Origin of the sequence: Campylobacter portucalensis (assembly GCF_009690845.1) — a bacterium.
In the GTDB taxonomy this organism is placed as follows: Bacteria; Campylobacterota; Campylobacteria; order Campylobacterales; family Campylobacteraceae; genus Campylobacter_B; species Campylobacter_B portucalensis.
The window spans coordinates 1-19609 of sequence record NZ_VWSJ01000014.1; the positions used below are offsets into that span (position 1 = coordinate 1).

A 19609-nucleotide genomic window follows, 5' to 3' on the forward strand; every position below is an offset into this window, starting at 1 on the left:
CAATTAAAAATATATCTATAAATCCACTTGATACACTACTAAGTGCTTATGATAGAAATCACGATTTTAAGATAGATAATAAAGATATTATCTATAACTATATATATTATAAAGATAACTTTGATAACTCAATAGACTTATACATTTACGGTGATGATAATGCTAAAAGCTTTTTAAACTTTGATACTACAAATCATACTATCCTTACAAATCAAGGAATGAAAAGAGTAAATGAAATTCACTTTTATACTGATATAAACTCCCTACCTAAACCAAATACTACTATAACAGCTACTAGTAGTAGTAATATTTTTGCAAATGACATAGATAATATCATTACTGGAAGTAGCAGTGATGATATTATCTATGGTTATGGTGGTGATGACAATATAAATGCAGGTGATGGAAATGATATTTTAATAGGTGGCTTTGGAAGTGATACTCTTATAGGCGGTAGTGGTATAGATATATATAAGGCTGATAAATTTGATACTATAATTGATAGTGACAAAAAAGGCTTTGTATATTTAGATGATAAGCTTTTAAGTAGTGCTATGCTTGTAGGTAAAGATGGAAATATCAATACCTACATAGACCATAACTCACATATCTATAAGCATGATACTATAAATAACACCTTAATTATTAATGATGGATTAGTTATAAAAGATTTTACAAATGGAGATCTAAATATAAATTTACGCTCTCAAATCGGTTCTGATATAGTTATAGTTATAGACCAAACTGGTTCAATGGGAAGTGCTATTAATAGCGTAAAAGAAAATGCTAAGTTTTTAATAAATTCACTTTTTAACTCAGATCTTGGAAGTAAAGATTCAAGAGTTAGTATCATAACTTATGAAAGCACTCCAAATATAATAATCCCTTTTACAAATGATAAAGAAAAAGCCCTTAATGCTATAAATAAAATAGGTGGAACTTATGGTGGTACTGAAAACATAAATAAAGCCTTAAAAACTGCGTTAGATGGTAGTATAGGAAATTTTAGAGATGGTGTAAATAAAAGGATTTATATATTTGGTGATGAGAGTGGAGATGATAACTCTTTTATAAAAGACAGTATAAATATGGCAAACAAACAAGATGTAAATATCTACACTATATCTATAAACTCATCACCATTTTCATCTTTTAAAGAACTATCAAATAACACTCAAGCTTTAAGCCTTGCTACTAGTGATTACAGGAAAGTTGGAAGGTTGCTTTTTGAGGCTATGTTAGATGGCTCAAATGAAAACGATGTTATAGAAGCAGATGAAAACTCAAATACCATAAATGCCAAAGCTGGTGATGATATTATCAGATCTTTTGGTGGCGATGATACTATAAAAGCAGGAAGTGGAAATGACTATATAGACGCTGGAAGTGGAAATGATACTATATACACTGGAACGGGTGATGATATTTTATTTTTTAAAAAAGGAGATGGCAAGGATAAGATATTTTATGATAGTGGAAATAAAACACTTCAGTTTAGTAGCGAAATAACAAAAAATGATATAAGTTTTTATCTTGATAATAAAACTTTTAGACTCTCTTATTCAAAAGATGATGAAATCACCATAGATATAAATTTGCTAAATGCAGGTGCTAAGATAGAACTAAGCGATGGAAATTATTTAGATACAAATGCCATTTTTAATGCCTTAAAAACAATGAAAGAGTATAGTATTAAAAACTCAGTAGTTTTAAATCACGATATTATTAGAACTAATCACGATCTTAGCTTAACGATAGCAAATTTATTTAAGCAAGGAGAGGTTACTAAGATAAAAAACTTGGCTTCTACTACGATAAATAGTGAAATCTTAGCAGACTTACCAACGATAAATCCAGAAAATTCCTTATATGCTGATACTATTAGACCTTTGATGAAGTCTGATTTTAAAGAACTAATCATTAGCAGTGGCTATACCGGTATAAGCACAAATGGCATTACCGCTAAAGCTGGTGCAAATGGTGGAAGTTTAACCTTTGAAAACAGATGGTATAAATCTGATACATTAGATACCATATATGAAAGTGATGGCGAGTTAAAAGAATCAAGTGGCGTAGTAAGGGACTTTAACGACGCCATAAATGATAATAAAAATTTAAAAGATAGTGTAGATGATTTAGGAAATAACTTTGATACCACCAGTATAGATATGGATAAAATTTTACAAGATTGGGTTTTAAAAGACAACTTCTTAGATAATAGTTCATTTCTTCCACCTATTGTTTTAGATTTAAACAACAACGGCATTACTTCGCTATCTTTAAAAGACTCAGATGCATATTTTAATTATGGCGAAAATTATAGAAGATATAAAACTGCTTGGATAGAAAGTGGCGATGCGATCTTGGGGGTGGACTTAAATAAAGATGGCATTATAAATAGTGCATTTGAGGTTTTTGGTAATAAAACTAAACTAAAAGATGGCTCTTTTGCAAAAGATGGATATGAAGCCTTGAAAGAATTTGACTCAAATAGTGATGGCATTATAGATATAAATGATGATAACTTTAAAAATCTTGTTTTATGGTTTGATGATGGAGATGCTAAAGGTGAAGCTGGAGAGCTAAAAACACTTAGTCAAGCTGGGGTTAAAAGTATATCTCTAACCCCAAAAACTCACAAACTTTTAGAAAATGGCAACAAAATCTCATTTGAAAGTAGCTTTGTAAAAGATGATGAAAGTAGTGGGGTTTTAAGAGATGTTTGGTTTGAAGTTAGTAGCAAACAAAGCATTGCAGATAGTAATCTAAGCGATAGTGATGAAAAAAAGATATCTATTGTAGAAAAATTTAGGGGTGCAAGATTAGCCAATCACCAAAGAGCAAACCCTTTACTAATATCTCAAATTTTAGATGAGTATGAGAGTATAAAATATGATATGATGTCTCAAATTTTAGCTAAAAAACTATATGGGAATAATGCAGATAGTTGCACACTTTTATATAGTGCTCTAAATATAAAGCTATCTAGGATAATAAATGGCGATGCAACGCCACAAGAGACAACCCTTAGCATAAATTTACTAGCCTCTTTACTTAAAAAGGACTTTACATACGCTATTTTTAAGATAAATCCCAGCTATCTATCAAATGAAAAGATAAAAACCTTACTGGATAAAACAGGTATAAAATTCTCTATCAATGCAAAAGATCTAAATTCCATAAAAGGTGTAATTGGCAAAAATGTATTTGGTGATAATGAAGCTGAGATATTTGATTTTTCTGATAATGAAAATGGTAGAAATATATTATCAAAGGGCGGAAATGATATATTAATAGGCTCAAATTTCCACGATAAATTAAATGGTGGAAATGGAAATGATATTATAATCGGAAATGACGGGATAGATACTCTTATAGGAAGCGGTGGAAATGACCTTTTGATTGGCTCTAAGGATAGCACTATTTATGAATACTATCTAGGAGATGGTGATGATATCATCTACGATGATGGCGGAAAGGATATCTTAAAACTAAGCTTTTTAAAAACATCTGATTTAAGTGTGGAAAAAATCGGCGATGATATGGTTATAAATATCATAAATCCATTTGAAAAAGAGAGTGTATTTGGAAGTATAACTATAAAAGATGGCTATAAAGATGGCAAGATAGAAGAGTTTTTTATAGATGATAAAATTTATACTTTTGATGAGTTTTCAAAAGCAGTCCCAGCTTCAAATACATACTGGTTTAAAAAAGGAAGTAGTTTAGTAGAAATAGACGATAAAGGCGGGATAGATAAAGTTATATTTAGTGTTACTCCAAATGATATCATAACTCGAAAAAATGGATCAAATTTAGAGATAGCTATTAAAATGGAAGGTAGAGCATATGATGAACTTTTAGACAAACTTATTATAAAAAACTTCTTTACTGATTTAGGAGAGCCAAACGGCGTTGGCAAGATAGAGAGTTTTATATTTGATAATGGTATTATATTAAATAGTAATGAAATTTTGCTTGAAAAAATAGATAATGATACATTTATAATGGGCGATGAAAAAGATAATGAACTAATAGGAACTAATAATCCTAACACCATAAATGGTAAAGGCGGAAATGATATCTTAAAAGGACTAAATGGCGATGATAATTATATCTATGAAAGTGGCAAAGATACCATAATAGATAGTGGCGGAAATGACAAAATAGTCTTTGGTGAAGGTATCACAAGAGATAGTTTGCAAAGTAAAATTATAGGTGGTGATTTGGTTATAGCTATAAAAGAAAGTGGTGTTAAATTTGAAGATTTAAAAAACAGCCTAACCATTAAAAACCAAGCTTTAGCTGATAATAAAATAGAAAAAGTTATGTATAGCGATGGAAGTGAGTTTGATATAGATACTCTTAAAAATAGAGAGATTATAACTAATGAAGTTGTATTAAAAACTATGCAAGATATAAGAGAGATAAATTCATCTATAAATGCAATTGATGAAGATGGCGATAAGCTAACATTTGAGTTAATAGAGAATTCTAAATTTGGCACATTTATTTTAAATAGTAATGGAAGCTATACATACAAAGCAAATGATAAATTTATAGGCAAAGATAGCGTTAAAGTAAAGATAAGTGATGGTATGGGAAGTGAAGTTGTAGTAACTATAAATTTAGATATTAAAATTTCAGCTCCTTTAATAGATACTACTAAACTTAAATTTGATGAAGATACTCTATATAAAGGTACTTTAAATATAGATAATCCAAGCAACTCAAATCTAACCTATGAACTAGTAGGAGATACAAAAAATAGCTTAGTTGTTTTAAATAGTGATGGAAGCTTTATCATAACTCCAAATTTAAACTATAATGGAGATGATTTTTTTACTATAAAAGTTACTAATGAGTATGGATTAAGCGATATAAAAACTATACCACTAAAGATAAATCCAATAAACGATGCACCTAAATTTAAACAAAACATTTCAAACTATAAGCTAACCAATACAGACCAAATCATAGCTAATCTAGAAGCTAGTGATATAGACTCTACTCATTTAACATACAAAGTCATTTCAAACCCAACAAATGGCTTTATTACTATAGATGAAAATGGAAATTTTACTTACATAGCAAACAAAGGTTATAAAGGAAGTGATAGTGCTATAGTAGAAGTAAGTGATGGAGAATTATCCACTACAAAAGAGCTTAAATTTAATATGAATGGCTATGAGTATAATAGTGGTAATTTAGAAATACCATCAAATGACTTAATAGACACAACTCTTAAACTGCCAAATTTAAATGTTGAAGATATTAAATTTAATAGATCAAATAATGATTTAGTTTTAACACAAAATAGTGGAGATATAACTATAAAAGATTATTTTACAAAAGGTGCAAAAACAATTGATACTTTAATCTTTAAAAACAATCAAACTATAAATATAGACAATACTAAATTAGTTTTACCAAACAAAAAGTCTTGGCAGATAAAACCTAGTGCAAATTTAAATAACTCTGGAATAATATTTAGTGATTTAAAAAACTCAATCTTAAATGGTAGCAATGAAGATGACATTATAATATCAACAGGAGATAATTCTAAAATACGCACAAAAGGTGGAGATGATACTATCATTTTAAATGGTAATAAAAATAAAGTCTATGGTAGTTTTAAAAATGATACTCTTATTTCTAATGGTAAGAATAACTTTTTAAAAGGTAAAAATGGAGATGATACCTACATAATAGGAAAAGATGCAAATAATACTATTATAAGAGATAAAGAGTATGTAAATTTAATAGATGGAGGAAATGATACTTTAATACTAAATGATATAGATAAAAGTAGTGTAGAGTTTAAACTAGGTGGAGGCTTTAATAAAGATTTAATTATTAATTATTCAAATAGCCATAGCAAAGACATTAAAACCCTAACAATTCAAAACCAAACTAATAAATACTCTGCTATAGAAAATATTAATCTAGATGACACAATGCTTGGTGCTGAAACGATTAATAAAATCATACAAGATTTAAATAGTTATAGTGGTGATAATGCAATAAACTTAAATTTTAACAGTGAGTTTAAAAATAATGATATTATGCAGATATATAATAGTTAAAGTATAGGTCTATAATGGTTGTGGGTATGATAAAAATAACTAAAACAAAATAACAATAAAAGTATATTTTAAGATATGCCCTGATAAAATGCTTTTAATATAAATATTTAGTTTTGATTTATTAAAAGGCTAAATTTATAAAAGGTAGAAAATGCAAGCAGAACAAGAAAAGCCTATTTTTATAATGCAAAGAAAAAAATCGCTTATAATTATTTTATACTATATATTTGCTATTCTTTGGGATTTAGCTACAGCATTTATCTGCATAATCTTTATGACTTTAGATAATATCATTCCAAATATTATTGGTTTAATATTTTTGATTTTCTTACCATATATGTTTTTTTGTGGATTTGATATAAAAGAAGTTGTTTGTTATGAAGATTATTTATTAGTTAAAAGAACTTTATGTTCTAAAAAGTTTTTTTATACCTATATAAAAGATTACTGGTTATTTCGTAGTATTATAAACAATAATATCGTATTAAGATTTAAGAAATTTAGATTCGGAGTGCATATAAATAAAAATATGTTTAACAAAGATGATTTTATAAAATTTATTCAATTTTTAGAACAAAATAAAATTAATAAATTAAATTACATAAATTAACAAAGGATTCAAGTTGGCAAGTTGGCAGGATATGCATATATTAGTGATAATAATGGAACCAAAGAAGGTATTGTTTTTGATAAAAATAGTGGAAAAACTATAGCATTATCAAGTTTTAGTGGATATTTAGCTATCTCTGGAGGAATAATAAACGAGGGTTTAAAAGCTGCTGGAGCGGTTACTAAAGGAACTGCCATTGGAAAAATTTATGCTATAACAGACGGCATTATATCTGGTGTTTTTGACAAACAAGGTAATCCAGATAAAAGTATGAATGATGTTGTAGGAACTGCTGCAACTGCTATACTAATGGGTGAAGCTGGTGCTGCAGCTGGGTATTTTTTGGTCCTATCGGTGCCGTTGTAGGTGGAGTAGTTGGCTCAGTTAGTGGTGCGATTTGGGGTGAAGATTTTTACGAAGGCGGGATATCTGCAATGTCAAAAGCTATGGATTTAGCTGATGAGATATCAGACTCATTGAGTGATTATTTAAATGATGTTTTTGCAGATGACTCTCTTCCGCCTTTCCACGACAACAAAGCCACAAATCCAAATTTCCTAGACCCTTACCTTAACCCATTCACCTCTCTAACCATATACGATCCTTTAATACTTGATTTAGATTGTGACGGTATAGAAACCACAACTTTAAAAGATGGTGTATATTTCGATCATAACGGTTAAGTGGGTCGTAGATGATTGGTAGGGTGAATTTATCTTTCCAATAATCCAATGCGTGATTAATTCCAAATAAATCATCAATAAAACTACCAAAATATTGAATATATGGATTTATTAATAAAGTTTGAGCAAATCCTGCAAGTGGATTGCTTTCGCCTATATTTGTATAAGGCTCAAAAATACCAAAAGAATCTATAATATTTGACTAATATAACATATCTATTGCCCATACTGTGCATTATGCTCCAGCTGGTAGATTATAGTATGGTGGATTTTTTGAACTATTGTTTATATTTTTTATTAAGTCATCATATTGTTTTTGTGATATATCAAATTCTATTGTGTGTTGATAATCGTGAAGCTTGTTTGTTTTATAGTTGTATTCATCATTTACTACTCCTTTTCCAAATAACCCATGCTTAACCGGAGCAAAACCCCCTATATATAGCATTTCCATTATCATCTTTTACGCCTAAAAAAGTGTGGGGAGCACTTAGTGTCTGTATATATAGTAACCTTTGGCATCTTATTCTCCTTTTGTTTTATCTATTTTTATAACCATTATTGGCCCAGCTTTTGGTTTTAAATTTTTATCTTTTGGGTTTGTATATTCGTAAACGTAAAATTCTAAATTTATGTTTGGTAAATGGATGGCTTTTGATAAATCTTCCAGTAAAATCTTCATATCAGAATCACTAGCCCCATAAATCATACTGCAATCTCTTCGTGCATCAACACAGCAAGTCCATGCACCACCTAAGTGTTCAAAATTTCGTATTCTTTGAAATATTATTTTATTTGCATTATCATTAAATTTTGTTCTACATTCATGACTATCGCAAGCAACAAAGAAAATTGCAACAAGAAGATATAATAACTGTTTGATTATATGAGCATTATTTTTTATGTAAAGTATTTTATACTCTCCATTTAAATATTTAAACCTGCATATTATATATCTTTTAATCTTAAAAAAATTATATTTTATTGCTGTTTTCACGCCACAAATTTATAACTTTTAAAATTATAAATCTTTTTAGTTATTATTTGGTTACTTTTTATTTTATTTTTTATCTATATTTAATATGAACTTATATAAAATAAATTCTTTATTTTTTAAAAAGGTTTATAATGCGTTTATTGATGTGTATTTTTTTATTTGCTGTATTTGTCTTTAGTAAAGAAGAAATAAAAAAAGATAAGTTATTTAATAGCTATTTGGGAATTGATAATTTGTATGTAAATAAAGAAATTTCAAACAATAAAAATATTTTAAATAAAACTGATATAAATACTACAATTAATAATCTTAATTACAAAAACTCATTTATCTTAAATAATAAATTTATCAACAATACAAAATTTGATAAATTTATAGATGACGATAAATATAACTCATCAAACAAATTTAAAAGTAGTTATAGCTTTAATGAGCTATTAAACTATACTTTAATTAACTCTCCTACTTTAAATTTAGCCAAGCAAGATATTATGAGTGCTATTAATGAGTATGATTACTCAAAAGCTAGTTATTACCCTGAAATTGGAATAAGTGCAAATAGTGAGTATTCAAAAAGATTTGATGATGGGTATAGCTCTTTATATGTTGGTAAAGATAATCTTGCCTCAAATACATCTTATTCTAACTCTGTCTCATTTGTGATAAATTATGATTTATATACTTTTAAAAAAGATAGTTTTAAAGTAAAAGCAGCAAAAGAAAACATTGATGCAAGTAAATATAAAAGGTGTATGAGTAACTACGAAGTTTCATTAAAATTATTAGATAATTACTATGAAGCTTTAAAATATAAAAATCAAATAAGATATTATGAGATATTAAAGCTTATTTATCAAAAGCTTTATACTTATCAAAAAAGATTATCTAGTGTTGGAGAGATTGATAAATTAGCTCTTGGAGAAAGTGCAATTATTTTAGCAGATACAGATTATGAACTATCTAGTATTAGGTTAAATGCAAATAATTCACTAAATACAATTAATCAAATAGTTGGATATAAAATAGATGATATCTCTAAATTAGAAGATTTCAATGTTTTTAATAAAGAGTTTAGATTTATTAAATTTGAAGATACTTTTATAGCAAAAGAATTTGATTATGAGTTAAAAACAAATGAGTATGAGTTAAAGTCTGAACAAAGATCTTACTATCCAACTATTTCTTTATATGCAAAGTATGATTTATATGGAAATGACAGAGATGACTATTTTGATTCTACAAAAGATTTAAAAAGACATGGATATAGAGTTGGATTATCATTTTATTTAAGTTTATTTGATGGTGGAAAGAAAAAAGCTAGGATAAAAGATAAAGAGATAAATAAAGAAAAGATTTTACTTAGAAAAGAAGAAGCAAGATTAAAGTATGAAAAAGATATAGCTGATTTAGAACTATTTTTAAGTAAAGAAGATAGTTTTAATAAAATACTAAAAGAGTTAAAAGAAATTTCAAAAAACTCATATAATATGCAAGAAGCTTTAAATAAAGCAAAAGAAAGTTCAAAAATAGAGGTATTAAACTCATATGTTGTTTTACTTAAAAAAGAGATGAGTTATAAAGAACATCTACTAAAAGCAGGATATTTTATAAATAAAGCAAATATAATGAGTGGGATTAATGAGTGTAAAAGTTGGTGAGGGAGATAGTATTTTATATTATTAACATGTTGAAAAATATAAAATACTATTAAATTGTGATAAAACATTATCGGTTTATAAAATACCTAATAATATTTCAATTAAAATACTCTGCAACCATGACAAGATTCTTTCTTTAAGCACTCTTCTTTTACTGTTTTTATATATTTTGTGATTGGATGATAGTCGGATATATTTTTTAGTTTAACTTCAGTATTGGAACCAAAAATATATTTAAACGCTAAAGCATTAAGAGGTAGATTTAGTTGAAAATTCAAATATAAATTTTCGGAAACTTAATCGCTTAAACTACTGCTTTTGTATTTAAATCCACCGTGTAAAAGTTAATTCCTTTTTTTATTATTCTTTCATCATTTTTATAAAGTTTTATATTTAAAAGTTTAAAAGTACCTGTAAATTTATCTTGATTTGTATCAAAAAGACTGCCTATTTTGCTATCTAGTATATTTTTATTGTTTTGATTTTTGAATTCAACTAAACGCGATATTTTACCAAATATCTCTTTAATTAGCTCTTTTTTACTTTCATCTTCACCACTTAACAGCTTCTTTAGATAATTTTTCTTTTAACTTTCCTTGCAAAAAAAGCGGTTAAACCTTCAAGTGCAACAGCGATAAACAAGCCGAATTTATACCCTTTGGAGTTTTATGAGATAACATCGTAGTAAAGATTGTATGATTAAATAGATAATTATTAGCATCTTTTTGACATTATCATGCTTTCTATCATTTTTTTTAAAAGCTTGGCTTGTTATCTGTGGATTACCATAATAAAGTATAGTGTGATTTTTATAAGAATTAATCATATTTGCACTATATTTAAATTCACAAAATTTACCATCTTTAAAAGTGTCTTTGTCTGCATACTTAAAAAATATCCTTTATCCATTGGAACTTCCCCGTTGATAACCCCATATGATATTAATGCTGTTGTAGCATATTCATCAAAAATATCAAAATCTATTTCATCTATGCACTCAACTGTTATAAAATTATTATAAAATGAAATTGCAAAATTTGAACTAAATATATTAAAATTTAAATATTCAAAAGCACAATTATTTCGTTGTCTTGTGCTATAAAAATTCACATCTTTTTTATCAAAAAGCAATATGTTATGACGATGGTTTAAATGTGGAATAATTAGCCTATAATATCCTTTATCTTTTAAATCAGAGCTTCCAAATTCATAAATTTGAAACAAATTGTAGCGTAGATCGGCACTTCTTATCATATAGCTTAAAAATTTTATTTTTCCTCTTTCTGTTTCATATATAGTATTTCTTAATTTAATTTTGGTTACATCATTTATATCATAAGAGCTATTCAGTTTTTCTTTATTTTCTTGCTTAATGTAAAAAACCTTACCTTCTTTACATAGAACATCGCATTGTATCTGCTCGGTTTTAGATTCTGTATTTTCAAAATACTTTAGTAGCTCCAACTCTTCTTTTGGCATATGCATCCTTTCATCATACCTAAAGATTATAAATTTAATACTTGCATTGTATCATGTAAACATAAAAGTTAAATTTGTTATAATATGCATAAATATGTGTTATGTGACAAATAGAGGATTTACATGAAAATAGATGAAATAACAGTTGAAGGATATAAATCCATAAAATCTCTTAAAAATTTTTAAGTTAAACAATATAAATATTTTAATAGGTGCAAATGGAGTTAGCAAAAGTAACTTTATATCCATTTTTAAAATGCTAATTTTATGTTTTTAAAAAATTTACAGCAACATACCCAAGACAAAGGTTCTGATAGTTTTTTATACTATGGAAGAAAAACTACTGAAAAGATTTATTTAGAGTTTAAATTTGGCAACAGCGGATATAGCGTAACACTAGTCCCAACTCAAAACAATAAACTTATAGTGGAAAAAAATATAAAATATTATTCTAACACAGATTGGATTAATACCCTAGGTACCAATATGTTAGAAAGTTATTTATCGCAAGCTACTAAATATGCTTATTCTAAGAAAATTGCACAGTATTCACTGGACGGAATAAAATCCTGGAAATTATATCACTTTCACGACACAAGCAATACTTCTAAAATCAAAGGAGTATGTGCCGAAAATGACAATTTAATACTAAAACCAGATGCTAGTAATATATCTGCTTATTTAAAAAGATTATATAATGAGTCTAGAAAATATTATGATTATATAGTTTATAACATTTCTCAAATTGCACCATTTTTTGGAAGATTTATTATAAGAGACAGTGAAAATTTACAACTAGAATGGTTTGACAAATCAGTTCCAGATACTCCTTTGAAAGCCCATATTTTATCAGATGGAACGCTTAGTTTTATCTGTCTTGCAACACTTTTACTTCAACCATTTGAGCTCATGCCAGATACAATTATCAAGACGAGCCAGAACTTGGTCTGCACTCTGCTGCTCTAAGTTTATTAAGCGAGCTTATAAAAAGAGTTTCGGATAAAAAGCAGCTTATTCTATCATCTCAATTTGTTGAGCTTATAAATAATTTTGAACCAGAAAATATAATCGTAGTAGATAAAAAATAATGAGTCCGTGTTTAAAAGACTAGATGGTGCTGAGCTTAGTATATGGCTTGATAAATATTCTTTTGGAGATATATGGAAAAGCAATTTAATAGGTGGTAGACCGTGATTAGAATATTTGTTATTTGTGAAGGTCGAACAGAAGAAAGGTTTATAAAAGATATTTTTACACCATATTTTAATCCTCAAAAGTTTTACATACAACCTCTAATGATACCAATATCAAAAACTAGCAAAGGAGGTGCATTAAACTATCAAATAGTAAAAAATTTTATATGTGATAAGCTAAAAAAAGATGAAAATGCTTACTTAACAACTATGTTTGATTATTACGCCATTGATAATAATTTTCCTGGAACAAACAATAACATATCTGATATTTATAAAAAAGTAAGCTTTTTAGAGAATAAATTTTATAAAGATATATTATCAACTGTAGCTACTGCACGAGATAAATTTATACCATATTTTCAACTTCATGAATTTGAGAGTTTGCTTTTTAGTGATATCGATAAAATAATACTAGGCGATCCTAGTTGGAACAATAATGATAAGAAATTATTAGATGTATTAGATAAACTTAAAGATGAAATGAATGAAGAATTTTCTAATAATCCTAAGTGTATAAATAACTCACTGCAAACAAGTCCATCACGCAGATTAAAAGTTATTTTTATATCTCCAAAATACAAAAATGTCTTTCATGGAAATAAAATAGCTTAAAGAAATAGGCATGGTTTAAATTTTAAATTCATGTAGGCATTTTAAAGATTGGTGTGATAAGCTATGTTCTTTATGAATAAAATATTAACAAGATATCATAAAAAGATGAATTTAATAATATAAAAGAACTATTAAATTTCAAATTTCAAGAGCTTAAATTTTATCCAATCAATTGTTTTCATAGTAATAATTTGAATATATTTACATTTGCAAATTGAAAAACATCTCATTATCCAAATAAAAAAGATTTGAAAGATTTGATAATAAACAAATCAGAAGATAAGTAAATTCAATTAGATTTAATAAAAATTAATTCTATAAGTGCTTCAAAGTCTAAATCAGCAGGATATCAATTTGATTCTATTTATGATTTTAGCAAATATTTAATTCTAAAAAGAAGACATAATTGGACATTACGTGAATGCAAAAAACACATAAAAAAAACTAAATGATAATATCTATAAAATAAATTATTATGAATGGAATAATATTGATGGGTCACATCACTTTGCAGTGGCAAATTTTATAATTACAAATCAAAGGTTGAATTGCAAAATAAATTGTCAAGTAAAAACTTATGGTTTAGACAAAGATAAGATTAAGAATTTGTTGAATAGTTTTCATATATTTATTATATCAACAAATTTACAGAATTTTATTTTTAATATTTTTAATTTTGGAGAAATAAAATTTTATGATGCAAATGAGGATATGTGTATAGTTTTAATCAAAAAGAGTGAAGATGTAAATATGCTAATAAAATTATTTAGGAATGTAGATAATAAATATATCTTTAATCTGGATGAATATTTATCTAGCTTAATAAAATATTAATCTTAATATATTTTATTAAGCTAATTATCTTTTATGGTTAAAAACTATAGATTGTAACTATGTTGATTTTTTTTTAAAACCTTTTATCCTTAGATAATTTCTAATAATGCAACCCTAATGGAGTTATCTTGCAAGATTTACTATTCATAGCTGCAAAGCACATACGCTCAGTTCCCAATAATCACTTATTTTTCTAAGTGTTTGCTTTGATATCCTAGGCTCAATAGATCTAATTGGTAAAAATCTAGAAATATTAGTCTTAAATAACGGTCTTTATTCTCAAGCTCCAAGAGATTGGTCGACAAAAGAATAAAGACTTGCTGGGGTTATATTACCTCCTACATCTGCAGCACCACCTTGCAAACCTTGTATTAATAATTCAGTAAAAATTCCATGTCCTGCAATTTTATCTTCTGCAGCATACTAATCTCTATTGCTCGCTGTCATTATTGTCACACCTTGTCCTATAACATAATCAGTTGTATCAGTAAAACTAGCTTCACCCATTTTCCCTGAAAAGCAGCAATCTAAAATTATAATTTTATTTTTACTTTTTGACTCATTGACCAATCTTAAAATATCTGCCATGGAAATTCCTAAATCCATACCATTATAATCAGGCAAAACAATTTTTCCTCCTAATTCTCCTGTTCCATGTCTAGAAAAATAAAATAGTGCAATATCTGATTCTCCTATTGTAAATAAAGAATTTAATAATTCATACATTTCTTTTTTTAGATGAAACATTAGGTTTAAATTTAAATCAAAATTAGGACTTCCATCTCCGTTTGTTTCTAATAATTTTTGAATCTCATTAACATCATTCACACATCTTAATAATGGTAATCATCTATGCCCACAACCAATGCTTTTTTTCATCTCATATACCTTTTTTACTTATAGTGAATTTATCCAATTACTAATATTAGACCAAGTCCAATCCATCAATCTTACATATCCACATTCATTGGGTATTTTTATGCCTAAATGCTCATCATTTCCATACACCCCAACAATAGGCATGCCTTCTTGTTTAGCACAACTCATTTCCCAAATTTATCCTGATGCATTTTTAGTGTTTTTTGCAATTATAGAAATCATCCCATCACAGCCTTTAATTCGCCTTCTGCAATTTGTTTTCCAATTAAAATCTCAAGGTTGTTTTACAGAAATATCCACAAATTCAATATTACTGCTAGGATTTTTAGACTGTCCCTTTAATAAATCTCTCAGATTTTTGTCTTCAATAGCAAAACTTATAAAAATTCTTTTCATGGCTTTCTTCACTAAATTTTTTATCCATTAATAGTTTTTTAAAATTTATTTTTTTACATATTTATTTAAAAAAACCGTAAATTTAAATCTATCCTGATTAACATAAAATGCTATAAATTTTTTCCAATTATTTTTGTAGAATTATTTATATTATTGTAAATCTCGTGCTATTATTTTATCAATTTATTCTTAAATATTATTATAAATTTAAATTAAAAATTTTTACCTATAAGTCACATACAATACATAAAGTAAAATTAAAGTTAAACTTATTATAATTTACTTATTTACTAAATTTTATCTTGTTTTTTGATGCCTGTTATTCATATTTATTTTCTTTAATGTTTTTTCTTTATTATTATTTTTGTATCTAACATCACATCTCTTTATTTTATTCTTAATTATTATTTTACTAGTAATAAAATAATAATATAGCAGTTTATTAATTAGATTTTATACTCACTTTTTATAAGATAATCTGTAAAAAAGTATATTCTCAAAAGTTTTTAGAAAGGTTGAAACTGATTTATATAAGTTATTTTTATTATACATATTAAAAACAACTTCTAGTTTTAAATCAGTATTTGTTTTTATATTTTCTACTTTTGCGATATGTTTATTATCTCCCAAATTTATCATTTTTCCAATATATGGAGAAAATATACTTTTAATTTCTTCTTTATTTTCTATGGAAGCTTGTTTAATTTTATTAAGCCTTGAAGTGCTGCTTATACCATAATCACTTGATTTTTCAACTCCATTTATATGATGAGACTGAAATTTAAACCCACCTAAATTTAATACCACTAATCACCCCCATTTACAAAACTTCTATTATAAGCGTTCATACTTTGCCTATCAAGCTCTTTCATTACAGCTCTTTTTAAACCTTCTTCATCTACACTTGGATTGATATTGCTAAAGTTAAAGTTATAGTTTTGAGAGTTGTTTCTTGTATTTTGCGTAGGATAAGCCTCTTTTATGACATTTTTATCTTTAAAACCAAAAAACTCTTTTGTTCCACTCCATAAACCACTAATTTCATCGCCGATAAATTCTTTTGCCCCGCTAATGGCTCCACCAACGCCCCCAGCTATACTTTTATAAGTATCACTTATCCAACCAAATTTAGCTTCTATCCACTAAAAAATGGCAAAAATATAGCCTTTATACCATCTATTAGCGTTTTAAAAAACGAAATTAAAGGGCTAAAGCTATTTTTTATACTATTAATTACAGGCTCAAAAATAGGCTTCATCCACTCTACAAAAGCTAAAAACCACGCCTTTACTTTATCCCAGTTATAAATAATACCTCCTGCAACTAAAGCGATACCGCCTAAAATAAGCCCAATAGGATTGCTAATTATTGCGATACTAACTGCACGAATGCCAACTACTAAAAATTTAAAAGCTTTGCTAACGCCTGAGATTGTGAATTTTAAAGCGTTTAAGGATGCTTTGTAGGCAAAAACTGCTATTTTATTTAAATTTAATGCATTTGTAAAAAAAATTATTGCATTATATAAAAATCTTATATTATTAAATACAATCATAAGACCAGCCGTTACAATTCTTAAAACCGATGCAATAGCACCAAAAGCCAAAAAACCACCAACAACACCAAAAATAGTTTTTGCCACAACAGGAGCTTTATTTGCTATGGTATCTATAAAATTAGTTATTTTAGCTAAATATTGACTTAATATATTTGCTATTGGTAAAAAAGCGTTTCCTATCGTAATTCCAAAATTTACAACGCTTGATTTTAGCCTCTCAAATCCGCTTTTTGCTGTTTTAAGCTTTAAATTTAAAGCTTCATCTAAGCTCTTGCTACTATCTTGCTTAATTAAATCAAAAGCTTTGTTTAAGATATCAGCATTTGTAGAAAGTGCCCCGATATCATCGCTAAATTCACGCCCAAACATATCAGTTAAAACGCCCATTTTGCTATCATCGTCAAGTTTAGTGATAGCATTTAAAAACTCTTTTACTGCTAAATTTGCGTCTTTTTTTAAAGCGTTTTTTAAGTATAAAGCATCCATTCCCATTTTTTCTAAAGCTTTATGAAATTTTGGTGCTTGTCCGTCTAAATTTGCCAATTTATTAAACATAGAATTTAAAGCAGTTGAGGCTACTTCTGGTGCTTTTCCAATTGATAGCATTGTAGCACCAAGGGCGGCCGCTCCGTCTGCACTAAGTCCTAAAATATTAGCATTTGAAGAGGTTCTATTTAAGATATTAAATAAGTCGTTTGATTTTACCATCGACATTTTATCATCTAAAAAGTTCATTTGATTACCAAGTTTTTCAAGTTCTTTTACGCTTAATTTAAAATTATTCATTACATAAGCCGCCGCATCACCTGCGTCACGCCCACTCATATCAAAAGCAACTCCAAATTTACTTACTAATTTAGTATAATCCATAATCTCGCTAGCTTTTAGTCCTTGTTGTCCGCCACTTGCTGCAATGGCTGAAATTTCGCTAAAATTTACGCCAAGTTGGGCTGATAAAGCTTTTATATCTTTTCCCATCTGTTTAAATTGTTCTTCGCTTTCAAATTCAACGTATTTTTTAACATCTACCATGCTACTTTCAAAATCCATAGCAAATTTTACAGGGACTGCAACTGCACCAAATTTAGCAATAGTTTCAGTTATATTTGAAAACTCATTAGAAATATTGCTTTTATGGGCTTTGATATTTATTCCAACTTTATTTATATTTGCTATCTTTTTGTTTAACATGGTTACATCTCTACCAGTCTTAGCAAGATTATCGCTCATTTGTTTAAATTTTTCATTAGCTTTGCTTATATTATTTAAACCTTTAATAATAATTCCAATTGCAATTCCAACGCTAGTATCAGTCATTTTTAAGCCTTATTTTATTATAATTCACTAAAAAAAAAGGGGGGGGGTTGAATGTTTAAAATATATGAAAAGATTAAAACATTTTTTGATAATCTTCTTGCTCCAGAACTTACTTGCATATTTTTTTCCATTCTTGTAGAAGTATTTTTTGGTTTTGATTTCGCCGTTACCCTTATTTTTAGTTACTCTGTATTAGTGCTTACAGGTCTTGTAACCCCTGATTAAAAAAGCTATCATTATAAATTTTTAGCTTCTAAAATCTCTTTACTAATCCTCACAAATTCCAAAAATTCCCCTAACTCCATATCTAAAATCTCGTTATAAGTAAAATTTAGCGTGTGTCCTATAAGGGCTATAGCTTCTAAGCTATAACCCCCGCATCCACTAAAAAATCGCTTAAAGCCTTTTGTAATAGCATAAAATCTTTTAATCCAAGCTCTTCTATTTGGCTTTCTGTTTTGTTGGTTAAAGTTGCTATCATATAGATAGTTTTTTCCATGTCACCATCTTTTTTATCTGCATACTTTAAAACTCTAACTGTTGGTTCATTCATCTCTAAAATTTCGCCATTTTCTAATATAATTTCTTTCATTTATTCTCCTTTTTTTCAAACTTCTATTTTTAAACTCCCCATTAACTACACCTTTGCACAAGTCCCGTGAAATTTGCTAGCTCATTACCGCCAAGGTAACTCGCTTCGCAAATTCCCCACGACTTGCACAAATACGCATCTTCTGTTTGGAGTATTTTTTATATTTTTCAAACTTCTGTAAAATAGATTTGCTAAAATAGGCGTAGTTAGGCAAAACTCACGCTGAGGCGACGGGAGCATACTTCTTGTATGTGACCTAGCCTCTAAGCGTGAGTTTTATCTAAATCCGTCAAGATTTAAAATCTTACCTACTCTCCTAAATTTGATCTAACTTTAGCCATATATCCACCCCACCAACTATACAAATCATATTCTCAACATCTTTTATAATAAGTGGCACGCCGCCTATATTTAAATTTAAAAAGTGTGCTGACATTTTAATAGTTACTTCCATTTCTTTTCCTGCTTCAAGCTCTGTTGTTTCTAAACTTATAATATCGCCAGTAACTGCCATTGATAAAGGCACTTTATTAGCTTTTCCGCTTTCGTGGATACTTGCTTTAAACAAAAACGGAATCCTATTTGTAAAAGAATTTAAACCAAAGCTTAAAAAAGTATTTACGTCAAGAACGTTTATTTTAAATTCAAGCTCTGTATCTTTTAAAATGCCGGTTGTGTAATTAGCACTTAGGGTAAGCAACTGAAACATAAA

At 27.7% G+C, this 19609-nt stretch carries 18 protein-coding genes; 9 read left to right on the forward strand and 9 right to left on the reverse strand.

Going from position 1 to position 19609, the window contains the following annotated elements; translation table 11 throughout:
* The 4 genes from F1B92_RS04775 to F1B92_RS04790 all read left to right on the forward strand — a co-directional run.
* On the forward strand, positions 1-6086 hold a 6086-nt coding region (locus tag F1B92_RS04775; RefSeq protein WP_154570743.1), incomplete at its 5' end, for a tandem-95 repeat protein.
* 151 nt (positions 6087-6237) lie between these two features.
* Positions 6238-6696, forward strand: a complete 459-nt coding sequence (locus F1B92_RS04780) for a hypothetical protein (RefSeq protein WP_154570744.1) — start codon at positions 6238-6240, stop codon at positions 6694-6696.
* 21 nt (positions 6697-6717) lie between these two features.
* A complete protein-coding gene (locus F1B92_RS04785) occupies positions 6718-7062 on the forward strand; it encodes a hypothetical protein (protein WP_154570745.1) in 345 nt (114 codons plus the stop codon).
* 68 nt (positions 7063-7130) lie between these two features.
* Positions 7131-7379 (forward strand): hypothetical protein, encoded by a 249-nt coding sequence (locus F1B92_RS04790; RefSeq protein ID WP_154570746.1) that lies wholly within the window; start codon positions 7131-7133, stop codon positions 7377-7379.
* Positions 7380-7614: 235 nt separating this feature from the next.
* Here F1B92_RS04790 and F1B92_RS04795 read toward each other — a convergent pair whose 3' ends face one another.
* Both F1B92_RS04795 and F1B92_RS04800 read right to left on the reverse strand, forming a co-directional pair.
* Complete coding sequence (locus tag F1B92_RS04795; RefSeq protein WP_154570747.1) at positions 7615-7839, reverse strand: hypothetical protein; 225 nt, start codon at positions 7837-7839, stop codon at positions 7615-7617.
* A gap of 63 nt (positions 7840-7902) precedes the next feature.
* Positions 7903-8376 carry a hypothetical protein gene (locus F1B92_RS04800; protein ID WP_154570748.1) on the reverse strand — a complete coding sequence of 158 codons (474 nt, stop codon included), beginning with the start codon at positions 8374-8376 and terminating at the stop codon, positions 7903-7905.
* A gap of 131 nt (positions 8377-8507) precedes the next feature.
* On the opposite strand from F1B92_RS04800, the gene F1B92_RS04805 reads away from it, so the two are divergent.
* Entirely contained in the window at positions 8508-10034 is a 1527-nt protein-coding gene (locus tag F1B92_RS04805; RefSeq protein ID WP_154570749.1) for a TolC family protein, read from the forward strand.
* 822 nt (positions 10035-10856) lie between these two features.
* On the opposite strand, the gene F1B92_RS04815 is transcribed toward F1B92_RS04805, so the two are convergent.
* Positions 10857-11513, reverse strand: coding sequence for a hypothetical protein (locus F1B92_RS04815; RefSeq protein ID WP_154570751.1), 657 nt, complete (start codon positions 11511-11513; stop codon positions 10857-10859).
* Positions 11514-11780: 267 nt separating this feature from the next.
* Here F1B92_RS04815 and F1B92_RS04820 point away from each other — a divergent pair, with 267 nt between their 5' ends.
* The 3 genes from F1B92_RS04820 (at position 11781) to F1B92_RS09515 (ending at position 14155) form a co-directional block, all read left to right on the forward strand.
* Positions 11781-12479, forward strand: a complete 699-nt coding sequence (locus F1B92_RS04820) for an AAA family ATPase (RefSeq protein WP_229770933.1) — start codon at positions 11781-11783, stop codon at positions 12477-12479.
* Between the two features lie 224 nt (positions 12480-12703).
* Positions 12704-13321 (forward strand): DUF4276 family protein, encoded by a 618-nt coding sequence (locus tag F1B92_RS04825; protein WP_195836290.1) that lies wholly within the window; start codon positions 12704-12706, stop codon positions 13319-13321.
* A 489-nt stretch (positions 13322-13810) separates the two neighbouring features.
* Positions 13811-14155 carry a DUF6685 family protein gene (locus tag F1B92_RS09515; protein WP_407643634.1) on the forward strand — a complete coding sequence of 115 codons (345 nt, stop codon included), beginning with the start codon at positions 13811-13813 and terminating at the stop codon, positions 14153-14155.
* A gap of 423 nt (positions 14156-14578) precedes the next feature.
* On the opposite strand, the gene F1B92_RS09165 is transcribed toward F1B92_RS09515, so the two are convergent.
* The 3 genes from F1B92_RS09165 to F1B92_RS04840 all read right to left on the reverse strand — a co-directional run bounded on the left by F1B92_RS09165 (position 14579) and on the right by F1B92_RS04840 (position 16237).
* Positions 14579-14983, reverse strand: coding sequence for a caspase family protein (locus F1B92_RS09165; protein ID WP_326833097.1), 405 nt, complete (start codon positions 14981-14983; stop codon positions 14579-14581).
* A 69-nt stretch (positions 14984-15052) separates the two neighbouring features.
* Positions 15053-15202 (reverse strand): hypothetical protein, encoded by a 150-nt coding sequence (locus tag F1B92_RS09170; RefSeq protein ID WP_229770934.1) that lies wholly within the window; start codon positions 15200-15202, stop codon positions 15053-15055.
* A 687-nt stretch (positions 15203-15889) separates the two neighbouring features.
* On the reverse strand, positions 15890-16237 hold the full coding sequence (locus tag F1B92_RS04840) for a hypothetical protein (protein ID WP_154570752.1): 348 nt from the start codon (positions 16235-16237) through the stop codon (positions 15890-15892).
* Between the two features lie 174 nt (positions 16238-16411).
* On the opposite strand from F1B92_RS04840, the gene F1B92_RS09345 reads away from it, so the two are divergent.
* Positions 16412-16537 (forward strand): hypothetical protein, encoded by a 126-nt coding sequence (locus tag F1B92_RS09345; protein WP_268233921.1) that lies wholly within the window; start codon positions 16412-16414, stop codon positions 16535-16537.
* A gap of 28 nt (positions 16538-16565) precedes the next feature.
* Here F1B92_RS09345 and F1B92_RS04845 read toward each other — a convergent pair whose 3' ends face one another.
* The 3 genes from F1B92_RS04845 to F1B92_RS04855 form a co-directional block, all read right to left on the reverse strand.
* Positions 16566-18305 carry a phage tail tape measure protein gene (locus tag F1B92_RS04845; protein ID WP_154570753.1) on the reverse strand — a complete coding sequence of 580 codons (1740 nt, stop codon included), beginning with the start codon at positions 18303-18305 and terminating at the stop codon, positions 16566-16568.
* Between the two features lie 361 nt (positions 18306-18666).
* The gene (locus tag F1B92_RS04850) at positions 18667-18897 is read right to left on the reverse strand and encodes a phage tail assembly protein (RefSeq protein ID WP_154570754.1); all 231 of its coding nucleotides are present in this window, start codon (positions 18895-18897) and stop codon (positions 18667-18669) included.
* Positions 18898-19213: 316 nt separating this feature from the next.
* Positions 19214-19609 (reverse strand): phage major tail tube protein (locus F1B92_RS04855; protein ID WP_154570755.1); only part of this gene is annotated, 396 nt, incomplete at its 5' end.